Raw genomic sequence first — 18,152 nt, forward strand, 5'->3', positions numbered from 1 at the left:
CGTTACTTTTTATGAGATAGAGCTCCTCGTATTTGCTTTTGTGATTCTCCTTTGTAAAACGTTGTCGTTTACATGTGTATAAAGCTGAGTAGTCAAAATACTTTGATGTCCCAAAAGTCTTTGTACAAAGCGAATATCTACACCTGATTCTAGTAGCTGGCATGCTGCGGAGTGCCTATACATATGCGGTGTGATTTTTTCTATTTTTGCTGTTTCGGAAACTTGTCTAAGGAGTTTGCGAATAAAGTGAGGAGACGATTGCTTGCCTCTGCTGTTTACTAGCAAGTAGGCATTGTTAGGGGCTGTTATTTGTCTTAACGAGATATATAGGTTTACTAAGTCAGCTACCTCTTTGTTTGGTAAAAAAACAAAACGCTCTCGCTGCCCTTTGCCAAATATCTTTATTTTTTTTTCTGCTAGAAGTATTTGGTCTAAATTTATATTAACTAATTCACTAACCCTTATTCCTGTCGTGAATAGGAGTTCAATAGCAATTAGACTGGTTAGTTTGTTGAAGTGTTTAGGCTTCGTAATAACCTCTTTTAGTCCAGAAGTATTATAGTTGTCTTCTTTTGATAGGCCTAAATTAGCTCTGGCAGACTTAAGCATTTTTCGTAAGTTACTTTTTGGAATGTTTCTTGGTAGCTGTCTTGGGGTTTTTAATGAGATATCAGCCTTATGAAATGGATTGATGTCAATTTCATCCTCAAGTTCTAACCATCTAAACATCGACTTCAAGCAAGCTATTCTGCGTTTAATCGTTCTAATGCTTAACTCCATTTGATGCAATTGTGTAACATATGATTTGAGTTGCTTTTTATCAAAACGTTGTATTGGTTGCTCTTTGGTAAGTTTTGTAAAACTAGTTAAGTCTTGTTTGTACGCTCTAATTGTGTGGTGTGATAATTGTTTACTGTGGTGGCAGTGGGCTAAGAATAGCTCACAAGCTTTAGAGGATAACATATTCTTTTTTCTTTAAATTCAATAGGGTGTGAGCAGTATCCTTGAAAATTGAATTCTAATATAGTCTGTTTGAATACCGAGATTGGTAAGAATGGTCAAAAGTTAGCTATAGTTGTTCTTTGACTATTCAAAAAAAGACGAATAAATCTACATTTGCAGCGCAAGGAGAAGCTATATATGCCAATGTCTACCCAGCAAATTGGTCGCCTTAGAAGAAAAAGAAAAACGTCTAATGCTAGAGAATTCATACAGATGAGAGAAAGGTTTCCGGGGCGGCTTAATATTGTTAGTGAAGGTGATTCCTGGTTCGCTTACCCCCCGAAGTGGATCATCGCAGGTAAACCATCTAATTTGATAAATCATATAAGTAAATGGACTCACAAAAAAGCTAATTTTTATTCTATGGCATCTAATGGAGATGAAGCCGTTGATATGGTTTCAGGCAAGCAGAAGCACAAGCTTGTTGATGTTTTGCGATGGCATTCTAAGAAGAACAATAGAAAACCAATTGATTTGTTACTCTTTAGTGGTGGAGGAAATGATATTGTTGGAGATAATGATTTTGAGCGCTTTTTAAATAGTGACGGAGCCTCTTATTCAACAGCTGAAGAATGCGTGAATATAACTCGCTTAGAACGAAAAGTTAAACAGATAGGGCTAGCGTATCAGGAGTTACTTGATATTCGAGATCATTATAGCCCTGAAACGGTTGTTATTACTCATACGTATGATTATCCATATCCATCGTTAGTTGGCGGAGTATTCTTGGGTGGTTTGATTAAAACCAAAGGTTGGATGAAAAGGTTTATGGATAATGTAAACATTAAGGAAGAGCTACAAGCTGATGTTATTAAAATATTTATTGAAAAAATTGGGGGGGAGTTGTTAGCAATTAGCAAAGAAAGAGAGAAATTCATTGTTGTCGATTCTCGTGGGACTTTAAACGGCAAAAAAGAATGGCTCAATGAGATTCACCCAACTTCTAATGGCTTTGAAGCTATAGCTGAGCTGATTTTTGACAAAATGAAAGCTGAATTTCCGGAACTTGGTTAACTCACTTTTTATCCTAAAGTGCATCTACCGTTTATATGCTTTTTGAACAACAACATCATTCATGCAATAAAAGTTTGCGCAAAGGGTAATAGCATCAAAGCTATTATCCTTTTTAATAGTGTCAGAGAGGCTATAATCGAAAAGCGTTATACTGATTCATCAAGACTAGTCTTTTTCTTTTGAAACATCTTCCCGGAACTTACCCGGTGTCTTCCCTGTTAGTTTGTTAAACCAACGATAGAAGGATCTCGGTTCTTTAAAGCCTAGCTGACTGCTAATAACGTTTAGTGTTAGCGTCGTTTGGCTAAGATAATATTTAGCTTTTTCTAAGCGAATGTCGTCTAAAAAAGATTGATACTGTAAATCTAAGTCGGCTAATCGCCTTTGCAGGGTTTTGGCACTGATACCAAATTGTTGCGCAATATGCTGTTGGCTGGTATTGCCGTGTTCAAGTGCATTTTCAATGGCTAGTTTTAACAGAGCTAAAAAAGTGTGTTCGTGACCTAAGTTTGAAATAAGTGTTTTCGCATGCGTCTCAAGCGTTGATAGTATTTGCTGATTCCCTTTGTTTAACGGTAAAGCTAATAGTGTTTTATCAAAGACAATCGAATTTTCATTTTGTCCGTATTTTATCGGGCATTTAAATACGTTTTGGTATTCATTTTGTTGGTCGAGCGGCGGTGTCGGTCTCGTCAATAGAATGGTAGTAGGGTTACATGGTTGGCTAATCAAATACCGCGCGAATGTCACCCATGAAGCTAAGCAGTTATCTATCATATGTCGTTTAACGACAGGGTGACTAAATTGGCAGTGCCAGCTGATTTTTACTTGCTCATCTAGATCGTCAAAACTAGTTGTCCCCATGTCACCGACGAGCTTTTCAAACGGCTGAATTTTTGTTATCGCTTGCCCCAAAGTTTCACAGTTCATGGAAATGAAACCTAATACGCTATACGAGCCAGGTTGCACAAATTTAGCTGTATGCAGGCCAAATAGTTCGTCATCGGATTCATTGATTAAAGCGAGTATTAACTGCTGAAAACTAGCGCCAGGGATATGGTTACTGCTATCAGATAGCATTGTTGGTTTAATATCGGTGTCTGCAAAAACTTTTTCTAAATCAAGATGTTGTTCTTGTGCTAGCTCCAAATATTGATTTACCGCAGGAACTGAGGCCTGTCCCAAGGTTTCATCAATGGACGTTAGTGTTTGTTGTTCATCGCAAGGGATATTCAAATGGGTCATTATCAATAAACTGATCTAGTTAAGGCTCTTTAAGCTGTGTCTCTAAATGTCATCAATACTGTCTTTTTAGGACATTTTCTCTCAATAATCCCAGTTTTATCATAAGTGTTAATGAAAATATAGCTGGGGCAAAAAATGAGACGATGGAATGGCTGGGGTGATGATAGTACTAGCATGGCACTGCCGTCTTCTGCAGATCTGTTTTTATCTGAAACAATAGGTGATGGGCATTACTTAAAGGAAGTTGAGTTAGCGGATGTGGTTAAGCTCGTTCCTGAGAGCAAGCTGCCTAAGCATCCATTGATTAACATCGATGCAGAAGAGCGGGTAAGACATGCCAGGGGGCAGTCTTTATCTGACTATATTGCCATGAGAAGTGGAAACATTGACGCGTTTCCCGATGGTGTTTGCTATCCGGAGAATAGCCATGATGTAAAAGCCATTTTATCCTACGGTCAAGAACACGATGTTCAGCTGATCCCCTATGGTGGTGGTACTAGTGTCGCAGGTCATATCAACCCACAAATTTCAGAACGCCCTAAGCTGACAGTTAACATGGGACGGATGAATCAACTTATTCATTTAGATGAAGAGAGTCAAATTGCGACGTTTGGTGCTGGCACACCGGGTCCTATGGTAGAGGCGCAGCTTTTAGCGAGAGGGTACACGTTAGGGCATTTCCCGCAGTCGTTTGAACTTTCTACTATAGGTGGTTGGATCGCAAGCCGTTCGAGTGGACAACAGTCTCTGCGTTATGGCCGAATAGAGCAACTATTTGCCGGTGGTCACTTAGAAACCTTTACCGGTACATTAGATTTACCAACCTTTCCAGCTTCATCTGCTGGACCTGATTTACGTGAAATTATCTTAGGCTCAGAAGGGCGCTTTGGCATTTTAACGCAAGTAAAAGTTAGGGTGAGCAAAGTTGCAGAGAAAGAGTCATTTGCGGTTGCATTCTTCCCGTCGTGGCAACAAGCGAGACAGTTTTGTCAACAAGCGGCTCAGCAACGCATTCCTTTATCTATGCTAAGAGTCAGTAACGCTATTGAAACCCATACTCAATTAAAATTAGCGGGTCATGAAAAGTCAATAAAGTGGCTAGAGCGTTATTTAGCGTTAAGGGGCTGCAGACAAGATAAGTGCATGCTCACTTATGGCTTAACCGGAAGTAAACAGCAAATAGCTGCGAGTAAGCGACAACTAAAAGCGTTGTTTCGCCAATTTAATGGTGTGGGTACAGGTAAATTACTAGGCAAGAAATGGCAAGCGAATCGTTTTCGTTCTCCTTATTTGCGTGATGCACTTTGGCAAAAAGGTTACGTGGTTGATACTTTTGAAACGGCAACAGACTGGCAAAATGTAGACGCGTTAATGGCTAAAGTTGAAAGCGTTGTTCGTTCAGGGTTAAAGGATGAAGGTGAAAAAGTTCACGTATTTACTCACCTTTCACATGTTTACAGCCAAGGCTGTAGCTTATACACCACCTATGTTTATAGAAATGGTTCAACGTTCGAGAAAACGTTACAGCGATGGCAAAAGCTTAAGCATTTAGCGAGCGATACTATCGTCAATAATGGTGGCACCATAAGCCACCAGCATGGCGTAGGTAAAGACCACGCGCCTTATTTACATAAAGAGAAAGGTGCCCAAGGAATGGCGCTACTTGATAACTTGGTTGAGCATTTTGATGATAAACAACTGCTCAATCCAGGAACGTTAGTAGAATAAGCGGCACGAGCGACAGTATAACCATGACTAGTTTTACTAAGACTCATCAAACCCAAGCACATGTTGCAGCGACTATGTCTGAACATTTTACGCAAAGTCGTGAACAGCGAATAAATCATCTTAAGCGTCAAGAGTGCTGGGATTTGATTATCATAGGTGGCGGTATTACTGGAGCTGGCATTCTCAAACTTGCCAGTCAAATGAAGTTAAACGTCTTACTGGTCGAACAAAAAGACTTTGCTTGGGGAAGCTCAAGTCGTTCTTCAAAAATGGTACATGGTGGCCTGCGCTATATGGCGCAAGGGCAGTTTCGTTTAACGAAAGAGTCTGTCATAGAACGCGAGCGCCTTTTATCAGAAGGTTACCCTCTTATTACTAAGCAAAGCTTTGTGATGAGCCACTATCAAAAAGCATTTCCTAGTCCTTGGTTATTCGGTCAATTGCTAAACTGTTATGACTTAATTGCCGGAACGAAACAACATAAATACTGGCCGAAAGCATACTACGAAGGGGTAGTGCCTTTTGTCGAGACTGAAAACCTGCTTGGTGGTACTCAATTTACTGATGCATTAACCGATGATGCGCGCATGGTTTTGCGGTTAATACAAGAGTCTTTACATTTAGGTGGGCAGGCAATCAATTACGCAAAAGTGTCTAAAGTTACGCAAAATAGACAAGATAAATGTGACAGTTATCAAGTGAGCATTGATATTGATGGCGAAGTATTACAAACCAATGCAAAAGTGGTTATTAATGCCTGCGGTGCTTGGTCAAATCAACTACTTACTGATCTAAAAACTGAGAAAAGTAAACGACCTGATTATTTTATGCGCCCACTTAGAGGGAGTCACCTTGTTATTCCTAATTGGCGTTTACCTGTGGCAAGTGTGGTTTCTTTACGACATAAGCAAGATGCCAGACCTGTTCAAATTTACCCTTGGCTTAATACCACAGTTGTTGGAACGACTGACGTAGAGCACAAGCATAAATTAACGAGTGAAGCCCGTATTAGTCAGGAAGAATTTGATTATTTACTTGCGGCAGTTGCTCAACAATTTCCAAATGCCAATATTACAGAAAAAGACATAATTTCCACCTTTGCGGGCGTTAGGCCTGTTATTACCTCTGAAAAACAAGCGTCGCCATCGAAAGAGAAACGAGATCATCATATAGAGCAGCAAGATAGTTTGATTGCGGTTATGGGCGGAAAATTAACAACTTTTAGGCTTATCGCCGAACAAACGATGGCATTAGTCTGCAAGCAACTTAGTTGCGCTGATAACGAAAACTCTAGCGCGAATCGTCTCAATAAGATTTACGACAGCGCAATTAAACAACCCATTTTTTCTTCGTACCAAGAGGAATCAGCAAGTTATCTTAATGATGAAACATTGAGCCAAGTGCGAGCCTGCTATGGTGAATTAACTGATAGCTTTATTGCTGACTCCTCAGAAAAAGAATTACTTCCTATTCGTTATACCAGACACCTTTGGGCAGAACTCGTTTGGGCAGTTAAATACGAACAAGTATGCCACTTAGATGATCTAATGCTTCGAAGAACACGGCTAGGTAATCTACTGCCAAATGGGGGAGAGGACATTTTGTTTGAGGTTAAGCGGTTATGTTTAAATGATTTAGCTTGGTCAGAAACAAAATGGCAAACCGAAGTGAAGCGATATCTAGCGTTATGGCAAGCGTCTTATAGCTTACCCGTTGAAATGACTAAAGGTAGTGAAAATGCCAAGTTCTGAAATGCAAGGCGCTAAAAAGACAAACAATGACAGCGATACATTGATATTGACAATAGACAATGGGACGCAGAGTGTTCGAGCTTTACTGTTTAATTTAAAAGGAGAGCTCGTAGCTAAAAGCCGCGTTGAGTTAGAGCCGTATTTTTCTGAAAACCCAGGCTGGGCAGAGCAACATGTAGATTACTTTTGGCAAATGTTTGCCAAGTGCTGTCAGTTACTTTGGCAGCAAGATGAAGTGATAAAAAATGATTACAAGAGCAAAATTTCAGCGGTTACCGTAACCACTCAACGAGGCACTGTGGTTAATTTAGACGCTAGCGGTAAACCTCTAAGACCAGCAATATTGTGGTTAGATCAGCGATTAAGTGAAAATAATCAAGCCATGCCTTGGTATTGGCGAGCAGCCTTCAAGCTTGTCGGTCAAAGTGAAGCTGTTAGTTATTTTCGTCGAAAAGCGCAAGCAAACTGGTTTAAGCATCACCAGCCAGACTTGTGGCAACAAACTGATAAGTTTCTCTTATTGTCAGGGTTTCTTACTTACAAACTAACAGGTAACTATCGTGATTCTATTGGCAGTATCGTGGGTTATTTACCGTTTGATTATAAAAAGCAGCAATGGGCAGGGCGCCATGACTGGAAATGGCATGCATTGCCAATTAAGCGCTCAATGCTGCCAGAACTTGTTAAACCTGGTGAACTGTTGGGAGAGATAACCGAACAAGCTTCAAATGCGACGGGCCTTAAAGTGGGCACTAGAGTACTCGCTTCTGCTTCTGATAAAGCATGTGAAGTGTTGGGTTCAGGCTGTATTAGCCCAGAAACAGCTAGCCTTAGCTACGGCACTACTGCAACGATAAATACCAACAATACTCGGTATATCGAACCTCAATCCTTTATTCCGCCATATCCTTCTGCCATCCCAGATAACTTTAATAGCGAAGTGATGATATACCGTGGCTTTTGGATGGTGAATTGGTTTAAACAAGAATTTGGTCAAAATGAAATCGCCGAAAGTGAAGCCTTAGGCGTATCTCCTGAAAGTTTGTTTGATCAACTTGTTGCCCAAGTGCCTCCAGGGTCAATGGGGTTGATGCTTCAGCCTTACTGGTCACCAGGCTTAAAGAACTTAGAAGCCAAAGGCGCCATCATTGGCTTTGGTGATGTTCATACAAGGGCACATATTTATCGCTCAATTCTTGAAGGGCTTGCCTATGCACTACGTGAAGGAAAAGAAACATTAGAGAAAAGGCAAAAAACGAAGATTACCCAGTTGATGGTGTCGGGTGGTGGCTCTCAGTCGGATGCTGCTTTACAACTTACGGCTGATATTTTTAATTTGCCTACTCATCGCCCTCATACCTATGAAACCTCAGGGTTAGGCGCCGCGATAAATGCTGCTGTAGGTGGTGGCTTTTTTGAAACGTACAAAGAGGCTACGGCCGCCATGACAAGCGTGACAGATACATTTTTTCCTAACGCAGAAAACGTACAGCTTTACAATAAGTTGTACCGCAAAGTTTACTTAAAAATGTACCGTCAATTGAAACCGATTTATCGAGATATTAAAAACATTACTGGTTATCCAGAATGATGAACCAACAATTATAACAACAGGCTGAGCCCCAAGCTCTATATACAAATAAGGATTAAATAATGATTTATACCCGTCGAAAATTTATGAAAACGCTGGCTGTTAGTGCTAGTGTCCTAGTGACTTCGAGTATTGTCGGTTGTGGCAGTTCCTCAAGCAAAGATGATGAAGTCGACCCCGGTACTGATTCACCAAGTATTTTAGATGGAAGTCAGTATTTTCCTCAGTCTGTGGTTTCTGGTGACCCAAGAGCCGATTCGGTAATTTTATGGACGCGAATTGAAACGGGGGCAACGGGTGACATTCCTGTGATATTACAGGTTTCGGGAGATGAGAGCTTTAGTAGCCTAGTTGTGGAAGAGTCCTTTAATGCCGTCGCTGAATCTGATCATTGTTTGAAAATTCGTGTAACGGATTTAGAACCAGGTCAACATTATTACTATCGTTTTATTTATCAATCGGGTGGTAACAATCACGCGAGTAGAACCGGTCGCACTAAAACTGCAGCATCTGCTGATAGCGATACCAAAGTAAAATTTGCTTATGTGTCTTGCCAAGACTATATCGGTCGCTATTTCAACAATTACTTATCTTTACTGGATAATGACGATTTAGACTTCGTTGTACACTTAGGGGACTACATTTATGAAACAACGGGTGACTCTTTATTCCAAGCGACTGGCGGCTCTAGAAGTATCGAGTTTACTGACACAGAAGGGGCGTTGACCATAGGCGTAGGTGAGAGTAAAACCCAAGCAGCAAATAGCTTAGATAACTATAGGCAGCTTTATAAAACCTACCGAACCGATGAATTGTTACAACGCGTTCATGAGCGTTTCCCGTTGATCGCAATTTGGGACGACCATGAATTTTCCGATGACAGCTGGGGAGATAACGCAACATATTTAGATGGCGCTAGTAATGAAAAGCAAACACAACGTAAGAAAAATTCTGAGATTGCTTACTTTGAATATATGCCGATTGATCATGAACAGCCGCATACTGAAGCGAGCTTAGCTAATGGCTTAATGCCAATTAGTGAAGAACACCTATATCCAAATACGCGAATTTACCGCGACTTTAAGTTTGGTAAGCATTTGCACTTAGCGATGACGGATTTTCGGACTAACCGTCCTGATCATATTGTACCTGAGGATGCATTCCCTGCGACGGTGGAAATTGATCAAGCTACGTTATCAGGTTTCTTATTTGCAACAGGTATGGGGCAAGCGGCAGCGGATGCTGTTGTTAGCCAAATGTCGCCATATATTAATATAGATGATGCTATGTTTGCTCCTTACAAGTCTGCGTTTATCGAAATCTTCACTGGTATGTACATGCAAGAGTTGCTGGCGAGAATCGAGATGACACAGGAAGAGGCACTCGTTCAAGCGCAACAAAGAGCTGTTTCGGTTATTCAAGGCAACTTAGCGACCAGTTACTTAAACCTAGCCTTGGTTGGTGCGCAAAATAGCTTACCGGCTGAACATCCAATTCAGCAATTGCCAGCACTGCCAGAAGAAGGTGTTTCGCAAGGCCTAGCATTTTATACATTAGGCAAAACTTCATTGTTTAACTTCATCGGTAGTCGTTATTTTGTGATTAAAGACACTTATGACTTGTATGCTGCATACCGTGAATACCTTGCAGGATTACAAGGAGGAAGTGCACAGCAAGCATTCGGTGCAGAGCAAACTAACTGGCTAGGACAAACATTTGCAACTTCAGATAGCACATGGAAAATGCTCGGAAGTTCGGTAACTTTCTCGCCGCTGATTTTCGATTTATCGTCTAATCGTGCTGACAGTGGCCTCAGTTCTTTTGAACATGTACTCAGCTCTGATGCAATTCCTGCTCAGCTTAAACAGCGTTTTTATTTAGAAGCCGATCAATGGGATGGTTTCCCACACTTTAAATCGAGCCTTATTGATAATGTGATGAGTCAGTTTGGTGTGATCAGTTTAGGCGGTGACATACATAGTAGCTATGTTACGGCACACAAGCCAAATGAGGCAACAGGACTGCGCTCGTATAACTTTACTACGTCTTCGGTATCATCTGGGACATTTGGCTCTTTCTTACAAGGTGGTATGAATAGTATCTTTGCGCAACTAGGTGAAGTGCCAGAGGCTTTATCTGATTTACCTTTCTATTTTGATTTAATGGTGCGCACCGCAACCAAACGTGAGGATATTAGCGATGATTTAGTTTTCTCGCGCATGTGGGAACACGGTGTGGCAATCGTTGAAGTTGATGCCGATAAAGTGCTTGTTAACTTCCACAATATTGGTAGTGAGTTCCACGATATTGACTTAGTTTCTCGCAGTTACTACAACGATGCCGAAAGCTTTTTGGAAAAAGTACGTTTATACCAATTCCAAATTTTAGATGGTGAGCTAACACAACTTGGTTAAGTGTGTGGGATTCGAAGGTAACTGATTATTCGGCACTGGATAATCTAAACAGGGAATGGTGAAAGTCATTCCCTGTTAAATGTTTGAGTCTCGGTCAATTAAGAGGTTAGCCTTTATTCATCTCGTCAATATTGCTCACCATGACAAGTAAATATTTGGGTTTTAATGTTGGAAAATATCTTGTTTTTTCTTTATCAGTTATCACCCAATTAACCATACAAGAGCCACTTTGTTCCTGTGTAACAAAGTCTACAGAAATATCAACTGTTTCGCCGGGTAAGGTTTTTGGTATTTTAACCATATCAGTCGAAGAACAAATATAAGGAGATTGCATGGTGATACGTGTGAAGTATCGGTCCGTCCATTCAACATTTCCTGTATTTTTTATGCGCCATGTTTTTGTAAATGCGAAATGTTGCGGCAATATTGTGCCATCAGGAATTGTCACGTCTTTTATAAATTTCGCAGCATCGCCTTCAATTACCGATATCTTATTATCTACATTTGATTGTATGTTTTTAGTGTTCTTCACTGGATCGTTGCTGAAAGCCTTATTAGCAACGTAATAAACGCCAATAGTAAGGAGGCATGCTGCTAAACAAAAGGATAAAAGTTTGTAAGCATTGCTTTCTGAAGGAAGGATGACGTCGTCTGAACTGTCTGATTCGACTGGTGAGTCTTTTCGCTTATTTTCGCTATTTTTTTGATCAAATGATTGTTTTAGAAGCACACTTAGTGCAGAAGGTTCGATGCGAAGAGAATGAGCTAGCAGCTCTTGGAATTCCACACTTGCTTTTCTTTCTCCCGAAATAACCTTATTAAAATGCGTACGACTACATTCACATTCAGCAATAATAGTTTTTAGTGGTATGTTTCGCTCTACTTTTACTTTATTGATAACGTCTTTTAACTGATTCATTTAATAACTAATTATCTCCATTTAGTTAACGTTAACTTTACTTTACTTTCGCCTTACAAGCTATAAATATGTGTCCGACACATGTTTCTGTGCCAATTAAACGGTTGAATGCCAATTTTTCCCAGTGATATCGTAATTTTACTTCGCATTAGATGCTTCAGTAACTTTTAGCACAGTGTTTTTTACTGGATTGCTAAAGGATATTGCTCGAAGGATTTAAAGGTAGGTATATTAACAGTAAGGAAATATTTGTGGATTTAGTTACGCTTGTAAGAAACGTTAAATGCGTATTGGTTTTAGCCATGCTTACTACAGCATGTGGTGGCGGTGGCGGTGGCAGCGGGGGCGGCAATAGCAACAGCTCTTCAAACCCTTCAAATGCTAATAGCTCAAATACTGCGCCTGTAGCTGATGCGGGCGAGAGTCAAAACATTGAGCTAAGTGCTTATTCCAACTTAACTGTCGAATTATCTGGAGAGGCATCTGATTCGGATGGCTCGATTCAAACGGTAAAATGGGAAGACACAACAACGATTGCAGGCCAATCAGCGATTGAGTTACTTAATGCCGATACATTATTGGCTTCCTTTCAATTTAACAACGTAAATATTTCAGAGGAGCAGGTTTACACATTTCTATTAACGGTGACCGATAATGATGGTGCGACAGCTAGTGACGAAGTCGTTGTCACTATAAAGCCTAACCAGCCAATAGATGTAAAACTGCCGGACAATATTCATGGGGCACGTTTAACACAACTATCAGAAAGCAAGGTATTGATTTCAGGTGGTTGTAAAAAGCTAGTCGCCGAGCTTAAAGGGGCGAGTACTGCTGTTTATGGTTGTTTAGAGCCGTCTTATCGATCATTTATATTGGATTTAAATGACGCTAACTTGCAGGAAGTCGGCGATTCTTTGTTTGCTAGACCATACCCACTTGGTAGACAAAGTACGACGTTGTTAAGTGACGGCCGAGTAGTGCTTTATTCTCAGGATAATGGTCAAACTGCCATAAAAAATGGCGCAAAGTGGGATATAAACTTGAATGAATATGGTAAACATTACGGTGAGATATTTGACCCAACTACCTTAGAATTTTCTCAAATTCCTTCGATGAATATGATGCGAAACTTTGCTATGCCAGCTCTATTATCGGATGACTCATTAGTGTTTTTTTCTGGCACGGATCATCGAGTTAATGAACCAGGAAATGTATTTGCTCAACATACAAATACGATAGAAATGTACAATTCAGTTCAAGAAATTTGGGAGTTTTCATCTGCGATTTATCCTGAGCCGTTTGATGAGATTGTTGCGACAACATTGCCAGATAATAAAGTATTACTCGTCGGCGGTAGAAATGTGTTAGGTGGTGGCACTAACAAAGCCTATGTTTACGATAATGTCCTGCAAACAATGACGGAAATCGAAACTTATGTTCCCACTGGAGCTGCCATGTACGTTAATAATAATAGTGGCGCTTCGGTTCAACGCGTTGAACTGGATGATGGTAGCTTTTGCTTAGTTCCACAAGGTAGTGGATGGTTAATCAGGTTTGAGCCTAATTCGCTGACCTTTAATTACGATACTAGTTCTTGTGAGCAATGGTCTTTTGTTGGTGGATTTGTTCGAGATGGTGATACGTTAAACAACAATAAAGCTTTGTCAGGGGCTGCCCATGTTGAATTGAAGCCTGAGAGAGTATGGGTAAGTCAACAGATAGTCGATTTGAACCATGTTCAAGCAACGTTTAACGCTGAAGGTGATTATTATGAATTTTCTGAGCCAATGACAATTCGAATCATAAAGTAATTAATAGTGGCAAAATATCAGCTGATGAGAGGGTAATAATCGTATAGTTATTACCCTTTTTGTTATGCAAATGTCGATTTTTACGTGTACAAATCCATATATCTAAATTAGTTACCCAAGCCTTTTTCTTGGCGAACTATCAAACTAAAGCGAAGTATCAAAAAATATTGTAAACAGAATGTTTAAAAGTTGTTGCGCTGGTGGTTTTTTGTTACATTGCTGCCCCAAAAACACCCCCGCAATAATAGAGAGTGAAATCAAAGAACTAAAAACAGTCTTTAGATAATGTCATATTGTCTAATTACTTTGGTCCGAGATTTTTCTCTATTGTTTTAAGAAAACAAAAAAAACATAAGAGTTTTATTCAATAAAAAGGATGTTGTATGTTTGCTGTACGCCTATTCTCTTTAGTGCTGCTATCTATTATTTCAATGAATTGCTTGGCACAAAAAGCTACCCTAGTAAATATAGATAAATTTGGCTCTGAGCCCTATAACAAAGTAGCAAATTTAGGTAACTACTTTGCTGTAACTGGCTCTGATGGAGCTGGCAGCGGAGGAATAACAAGCATTGTGGATATTTTGTACTACTCGAATAACGAGTTTACAATCAAAGAAAAAGTTGATTTTAGGCAATTTTACCCTTCACTAGATGAAGTTTTAGTGAAGGATGTTAAGTCATTCGAAGGTTCGTTATTGTTTCTGGTACTAACCGATGGCCAACTCAACATTGTGGTCGCAGACTTTATTGAAGGAAAATTTAATTATCGATTTTCTAACGCCTTGAATGTTCACTCTCTTGATGCCAATTTAATATTTGGTAGCGATAATAATTTTTACTTGGTGGCCGCAAGTTATCCTAGTTTTGAAGTAATACACTATCGTTTATCAGAAGCAAACGAATTAAAAACAATATCCTCTCGATTTTTTGGTACTAGGCCTAATAACTCACCTTCGTTCGATTGGTTTTCAGTTACTTATAGTGATAACTCTCTTATTGCTGTTTTAAATAACAGAGATGAAAAAGCGGTTTTTTACCAGATTAACCTAAGTCTTGACGGCATAATAGAGCAAGAACAGCAATTAGCATTTGAAGATGCCAAAGCTGAATACTACTCAGTGGAAATGCGAAATGGCATTTTATACTTAGGATATCTTTATTCAGGGTTTCAGGTTGCTGAGTTAAGAGAAAATAACATTACATTAGTGAAGGATTTTTCAGATCATGAAGCTAGTTACTTTGACTTATATGACGATAACCTTTTGCTTGGAAGAAGCTTATCTAATTTGTACCTGTTTGATATATCAAACAGTAATAATATCCACGAAGTAAGTTCATATTATTCAGAAGGATTTTTAGCAGATGTTATACGTCATGAGAATCAACTGTTTTTAACCGCAAAGTGGGCCGGAATTGAAGTGATAAGCATTGATGATAGTTTGAACTTGGTTAAATCGGGTGGTTATCGACACTCAGGTGAAGTGACAGATTTTACAATTAGAGAAGATATACTCGTATCATCTGCCGCAGATAGAGCATTTAATGTTTGGACAATAGGTAATAACGAAACGTCTTTCACATCGAGATTAGAGCCTGGATACGGAATAACGGGTGTTGAGTTCTTTGAAAGCGAACTATTGGTACAGGATCAAGGGCGTGTTGAACGACATAATCTTAGTAACATTCTCCAAGGCATTGATGAAGGTGAATCTTTCGGTAATACTAATATTAGTGCAAGAGATAGTGAGTTAATTTCTTTAGAAAATGGCTTTCTGTCTCGTCAATATAATCAGTTTACGTTTTTTGATTTGAACTTGACTCAGAGAGGGCAATTTCAACTTGAAAATCCGCATTACTGGTCTGACTTCATCCAAACCCCACTGCCTTATAAAAACTATATATTCGTGCCTACAATGGGTGCTCAAAGTCAACTGCTTGTTTTTGATGTTAGTGATTTGAGTAACGTCGAAGAAGTAAATCGAGTCGATATGGCATTTAGTTTGAACAAAGGAAATATGTTAACTAAAGACAGCGTATTATTTGTTAAAGAGGTTATAGAGTTACAAAACTATATTTCGTTATATAATCTTGAAGATGTAACGAATATCGAGTTATTAAGTCGATTCCCTATTGATTTAGACAGTTATACGGCAACGCTGCACACCTACGATAACTATTTAGTGGTATTTGGTGAAAAAGCTATGTTGTATGATATATCGTCAACCGATTCCCCCTTACTTATTTCAGAAAACACCGACTTATCTACTAATGGTAAGAGTATTGGAAGTGAAAAAAATATTTTTAATGTTGTAAAAGACAGTGCGGGTGTTATCCAGCGCACTATGATTAATTTGGCGCCAACACATAATTCCCTAGACTTGTCACTTGATGAAGATACCTCTCTTGAAACTACGTTGACCGCTATTGATGAGGAAAGCGATAGTGTCAGTTTCGAGATAGTAAAAGAACCGGTTAGTGGCGCACTGGAATTAACGGATGAAGGATTACTAAAATATACACCGGACGTTGATTATAACGGCAAAGATGAAGCGACATTAACCGTTACAGATACCCATGGTGGCTATACTGAGTTCTCGGTTAGCTATGAAGTAAAGCCAGTAAACGATGCTCCGGTACTGACATCAACCTTAGTTGAAGCCATTGAAGATATAGAAACGACGGTACAGTTAACAGCGACAGATGTTGAGGAAAATTCAATAAACTATGCTTTGTCCCAAGCACCTAATAATGGTACAGCTAGTGTTACTGAAAGTGGTGAATTAACTTACCAACCGAACGCTAACTTCTTTGGTAACGACCAAGTCACTGTCTCTGTAACCGATGAAGAAGGTGCAAGTGCAGACTTTGTTATTGAAGTCATTGTTAACTCTGTTAATGATGCGCCATTGGTGGAGCAAGTTAACTTTGAAGTAATGGAAGACGGTGAGTTTAGCGATAAATTGACTGCAACTGATGTCGAAGGTCAGGAAGTGTCATTCTTACTTAAAGAAGATTCTGTAACAAATGCTACCGTTACTGTTTCAAGTAAAGGCGAATTTAGTTTTAAGCCAAATGCTGATGTGTTTGGCGAATTAAGTTTCATCGTTGTAGTAACAGACAGTGAAGGTGCGGCTGCAGAGCAACAAATTTTTGTTAATGTTATTGCGACGCAAGATGCACCAGTAGCAGAAACACTCTCTGCAAGCGTGAGCCATAATGGCTCAGCAAGCGGTACTATGGCGACAACTGATGCCGATGGTGACAGCCTTTCTTATAGCGTTGTAGAAGATGTTACCAACGGTACGTTAACTCTTTCTTCAAATGGAGAATACTCTTACTCGCCAAACTCCGGTTTCTCAGGAACAGACTCTTTTACTTATGAAGTAAGTGATGGCACTGCTAGCGTGCAAGGTACGATTACTTTTACGGTAGCAGCTGCACCAGCTGTAGTTCAGCCGAAAGAGTCTTCTTCTAGCGGCGGTGGTAGTATGGCTTGGTTAACTCTACTTGCGATATGGTGTTTTGCTGTTCGTAGGCAGCAAAACTTTTCTTAAGCGTAAATCTATTATTTAGTCGTGTTACAGCCAACTCAGTCTTTGAGTTGGCTTTTTTATCTTTGTTTCTCAATTGTCTCTGAATTGTAACTTTTTTAGACATCCGACCAATAAAATGCTCAAATGACGCCTTTTTTCTTGATGCATTTTTGTTACATGTTAAAGTGTCCCTGTATCAAGGAAAACTTATGTAAAAATTCTGTTATTTTAAAGAGTTAAGATACAAATTGTTCAGTGTGTAAATTTTTTGAACACATAACATCTGTATCAAGGATGAAGAGTATTAATGACCAAGTTTCATTTTATTTCAGGCTTACCAAGGTCTGGTTCTACGTTACTTTCAGGTATCCTGAGACAAAACCCTAAATTCCATGCGTCTATGTCTAGCCCCGTAGCTGGACTAATGAATTCTTTATTAGAGCAAATGGGGGCAGGGAGTGAGTTTTTTAGTTTCTTTGATGACACTAAAAGGCAAGATATCTGTCAGTCGGTTTTCGATGCTTATTATCGCGAAAAACTATCTCACCAAATTATTTTCGATACTAATCGCATTTGGACTGCTCGTCTGCACCAATTAGAGCAACTATTCGGCAGCGACTTTAAGGTGATTTGTTGCGTTAGAAATCCTGCTTGGATCATGGATAGTTTCGAAGTGATTTATCGCAAAAACCCATTTGATTACAGCAAGATGTTCTCACCACAAAGTAGGCAAACCGTGTATTCGCGTTGTGAATCATTAGTCAGTGGTATGGGGGCAGTTGGCAGCGCTTGGACAGCTTTAAAAGAGGCTTATTATGGCGAGCACTCTAACAAACTTTTATTAATCGATTACGATTTACTTACGCAGCATCCTAAACGCTGTATGCAACTTCTTTATCAATTTATCGAACAGCCAGAGTTTGAACATGACTTTGATCATGTTGATTACGAAGAAGGTGAATTTGATCAACACCTAGGCGTAAAGGGCCTTCACACGGTAAAACGCCAAGTTGCTTTTACCCCGCGTAGAAGTATTTTACCTCCAGATTTATTTAAACAGTACAGCGATATGGCGTTTTGGCAAGACAATACAGGAACGTCTGCCAACATTATTGCTCCATCAAAAGACTCGGAATAGGACATC

11 protein-coding genes are annotated in these 18,152 nt (G+C 39.6%); 8 read left to right on the forward strand and 3 right to left on the reverse strand.

The features are described from left to right. Positions 1 to 9: 9 nt before the first annotated feature. Positions 10 to 963, reverse strand: a complete 954-nt coding sequence (locus ACOB80_RS04360) for a tyrosine-type recombinase/integrase (protein WP_473164581.1) — start codon at positions 961 to 963, stop codon at positions 10 to 12. A gap of 177 nt (positions 964 to 1,140) precedes the next feature. On the opposite strand from ACOB80_RS04360, the gene ACOB80_RS04365 reads away from it, so the two are divergent. Then, the gene (locus ACOB80_RS04365; RefSeq protein ID WP_473164582.1) at positions 1,141 to 2,016 is read left to right on the forward strand and encodes a hypothetical protein; all 876 of its coding nucleotides are present in this window, start codon (positions 1,141 to 1,143) and stop codon (positions 2,014 to 2,016) included. Positions 2,017 to 2,181: 165 nt separating this feature from the next. On the opposite strand, the gene ACOB80_RS04370 is transcribed toward ACOB80_RS04365, so the two are convergent. Further along, positions 2,182 to 3,261, reverse strand: coding sequence for an AraC family transcriptional regulator (locus ACOB80_RS04370; protein ID WP_473164583.1), 1,080 nt, complete (start codon positions 3,259 to 3,261; stop codon positions 2,182 to 2,184). 135 nt (positions 3,262 to 3,396) lie between these two features. Between ACOB80_RS04370 and ACOB80_RS04375 the strand changes: the two genes are divergently transcribed. The 4 genes from ACOB80_RS04375 (at position 3,397) to ACOB80_RS04390 (ending at position 10,745) form a co-directional block, all read left to right on the forward strand. Next, a complete protein-coding gene (locus tag ACOB80_RS04375; RefSeq protein WP_473164584.1) occupies positions 3,397 to 4,989 on the forward strand; it encodes an FAD-binding oxidoreductase in 1,593 nt (530 codons plus the stop codon). Between the two features lie 23 nt (positions 4,990 to 5,012). Next, the gene (locus ACOB80_RS04380; RefSeq protein WP_473164585.1) at positions 5,013 to 6,740 is read left to right on the forward strand and encodes a glycerol-3-phosphate dehydrogenase/oxidase; all 1,728 of its coding nucleotides are present in this window, start codon (positions 5,013 to 5,015) and stop codon (positions 6,738 to 6,740) included. Next, positions 6,727 to 8,331: an FGGY-family carbohydrate kinase gene (locus tag ACOB80_RS04385; RefSeq protein WP_473164586.1), complete on the forward strand. Its 1,605-nt coding sequence runs from the start codon at positions 6,727 to 6,729 to the stop codon at positions 8,329 to 8,331. Before ACOB80_RS04380 ends, ACOB80_RS04385 begins: the two co-directional genes overlap by 14 nt. 62 nt (positions 8,332 to 8,393) lie before the next feature. Next, the gene (locus ACOB80_RS04390; protein WP_473164587.1) at positions 8,394 to 10,745 is read left to right on the forward strand and encodes an alkaline phosphatase D family protein; all 2,352 of its coding nucleotides are present in this window, start codon (positions 8,394 to 8,396) and stop codon (positions 10,743 to 10,745) included. Positions 10,746 to 10,851: 106 nt separating this feature from the next. Here ACOB80_RS04390 and ACOB80_RS04395 read toward each other — a convergent pair whose 3' ends face one another. Beyond that, on the reverse strand, positions 10,852 to 11,664 hold the full coding sequence (locus tag ACOB80_RS04395; RefSeq protein ID WP_473164588.1) for an NBR1-Ig-like domain-containing protein: 813 nt from the start codon (positions 11,662 to 11,664) through the stop codon (positions 10,852 to 10,854). A gap of 251 nt (positions 11,665 to 11,915) precedes the next feature. Here ACOB80_RS04395 and ACOB80_RS04400 point away from each other — a divergent pair, with 251 nt between their 5' ends. The 3 genes from ACOB80_RS04400 to ACOB80_RS04410 all read left to right on the forward strand — a co-directional run bounded on the left by ACOB80_RS04400 (position 11,916) and on the right by ACOB80_RS04410 (position 18,146). After that, positions 11,916 to 13,475, forward strand: a complete 1,560-nt coding sequence (locus ACOB80_RS04400; protein ID WP_473164589.1) for a PKD domain-containing protein — start codon at positions 11,916 to 11,918, stop codon at positions 13,473 to 13,475. Positions 13,476 to 13,858: 383 nt separating this feature from the next. Then, a complete protein-coding gene (locus tag ACOB80_RS04405) occupies positions 13,859 to 17,029 on the forward strand; it encodes a tandem-95 repeat protein (protein WP_473164590.1) in 3,171 nt (1,056 codons plus the stop codon). A 286-nt stretch (positions 17,030 to 17,315) separates the two neighbouring features. Next, on the forward strand, positions 17,316 to 18,146 hold the full coding sequence (locus tag ACOB80_RS04410) for a sulfotransferase domain-containing protein (protein ID WP_473164591.1): 831 nt from the start codon (positions 17,316 to 17,318) through the stop codon (positions 18,144 to 18,146). Positions 18,147 to 18,152: the final 6 nt, after the last annotated feature.

Source organism: Thalassotalea coralli, assembly GCF_055786205.1.

Excerpts from the sequence above, each read along its gene's own strand:
- ACOB80_RS04360 (WP_473164581.1), bottom strand. The coding sequence starts at position 963 with ATGTTATCCTCTAAAGCTTGTGAGCTATTCTTAGCCCACTGCCACCAC.
- ACOB80_RS04365 (WP_473164582.1), top strand. The coding sequence starts at position 1,141 with ATGCCAATGTCTACCCAGCAAATTGGTCGCCTTAGAAGAAAAAGAAAA.
- ACOB80_RS04370 (WP_473164583.1), bottom strand. The coding sequence starts at position 3,261 with ATGACCCATTTGAATATCCCTTGCGATGAACAACAAACACTAACGTCC.
- ACOB80_RS04375 (WP_473164584.1), top strand. The coding sequence starts at position 3,397 with ATGAGACGATGGAATGGCTGGGGTGATGATAGTACTAGCATGGCACTG.
- ACOB80_RS04380 (WP_473164585.1), top strand. The coding sequence starts at position 5,013 with ATGACTAGTTTTACTAAGACTCATCAAACCCAAGCACATGTTGCAGCG.
- ACOB80_RS04385 (WP_473164586.1), top strand. The coding sequence starts at position 6,727 with ATGCCAAGTTCTGAAATGCAAGGCGCTAAAAAGACAAACAATGACAGC.
- ACOB80_RS04390 (WP_473164587.1), top strand. The coding sequence starts at position 8,394 with ATGATTTATACCCGTCGAAAATTTATGAAAACGCTGGCTGTTAGTGCT.
- ACOB80_RS04395 (WP_473164588.1), bottom strand. The coding sequence starts at position 11,664 with ATGAATCAGTTAAAAGACGTTATCAATAAAGTAAAAGTAGAGCGAAAC.
- ACOB80_RS04405 (WP_473164590.1), top strand. The coding sequence starts at position 13,859 with ATGTTTGCTGTACGCCTATTCTCTTTAGTGCTGCTATCTATTATTTCA.
- ACOB80_RS04410 (WP_473164591.1), top strand. The coding sequence starts at position 17,316 with ATGACCAAGTTTCATTTTATTTCAGGCTTACCAAGGTCTGGTTCTACG.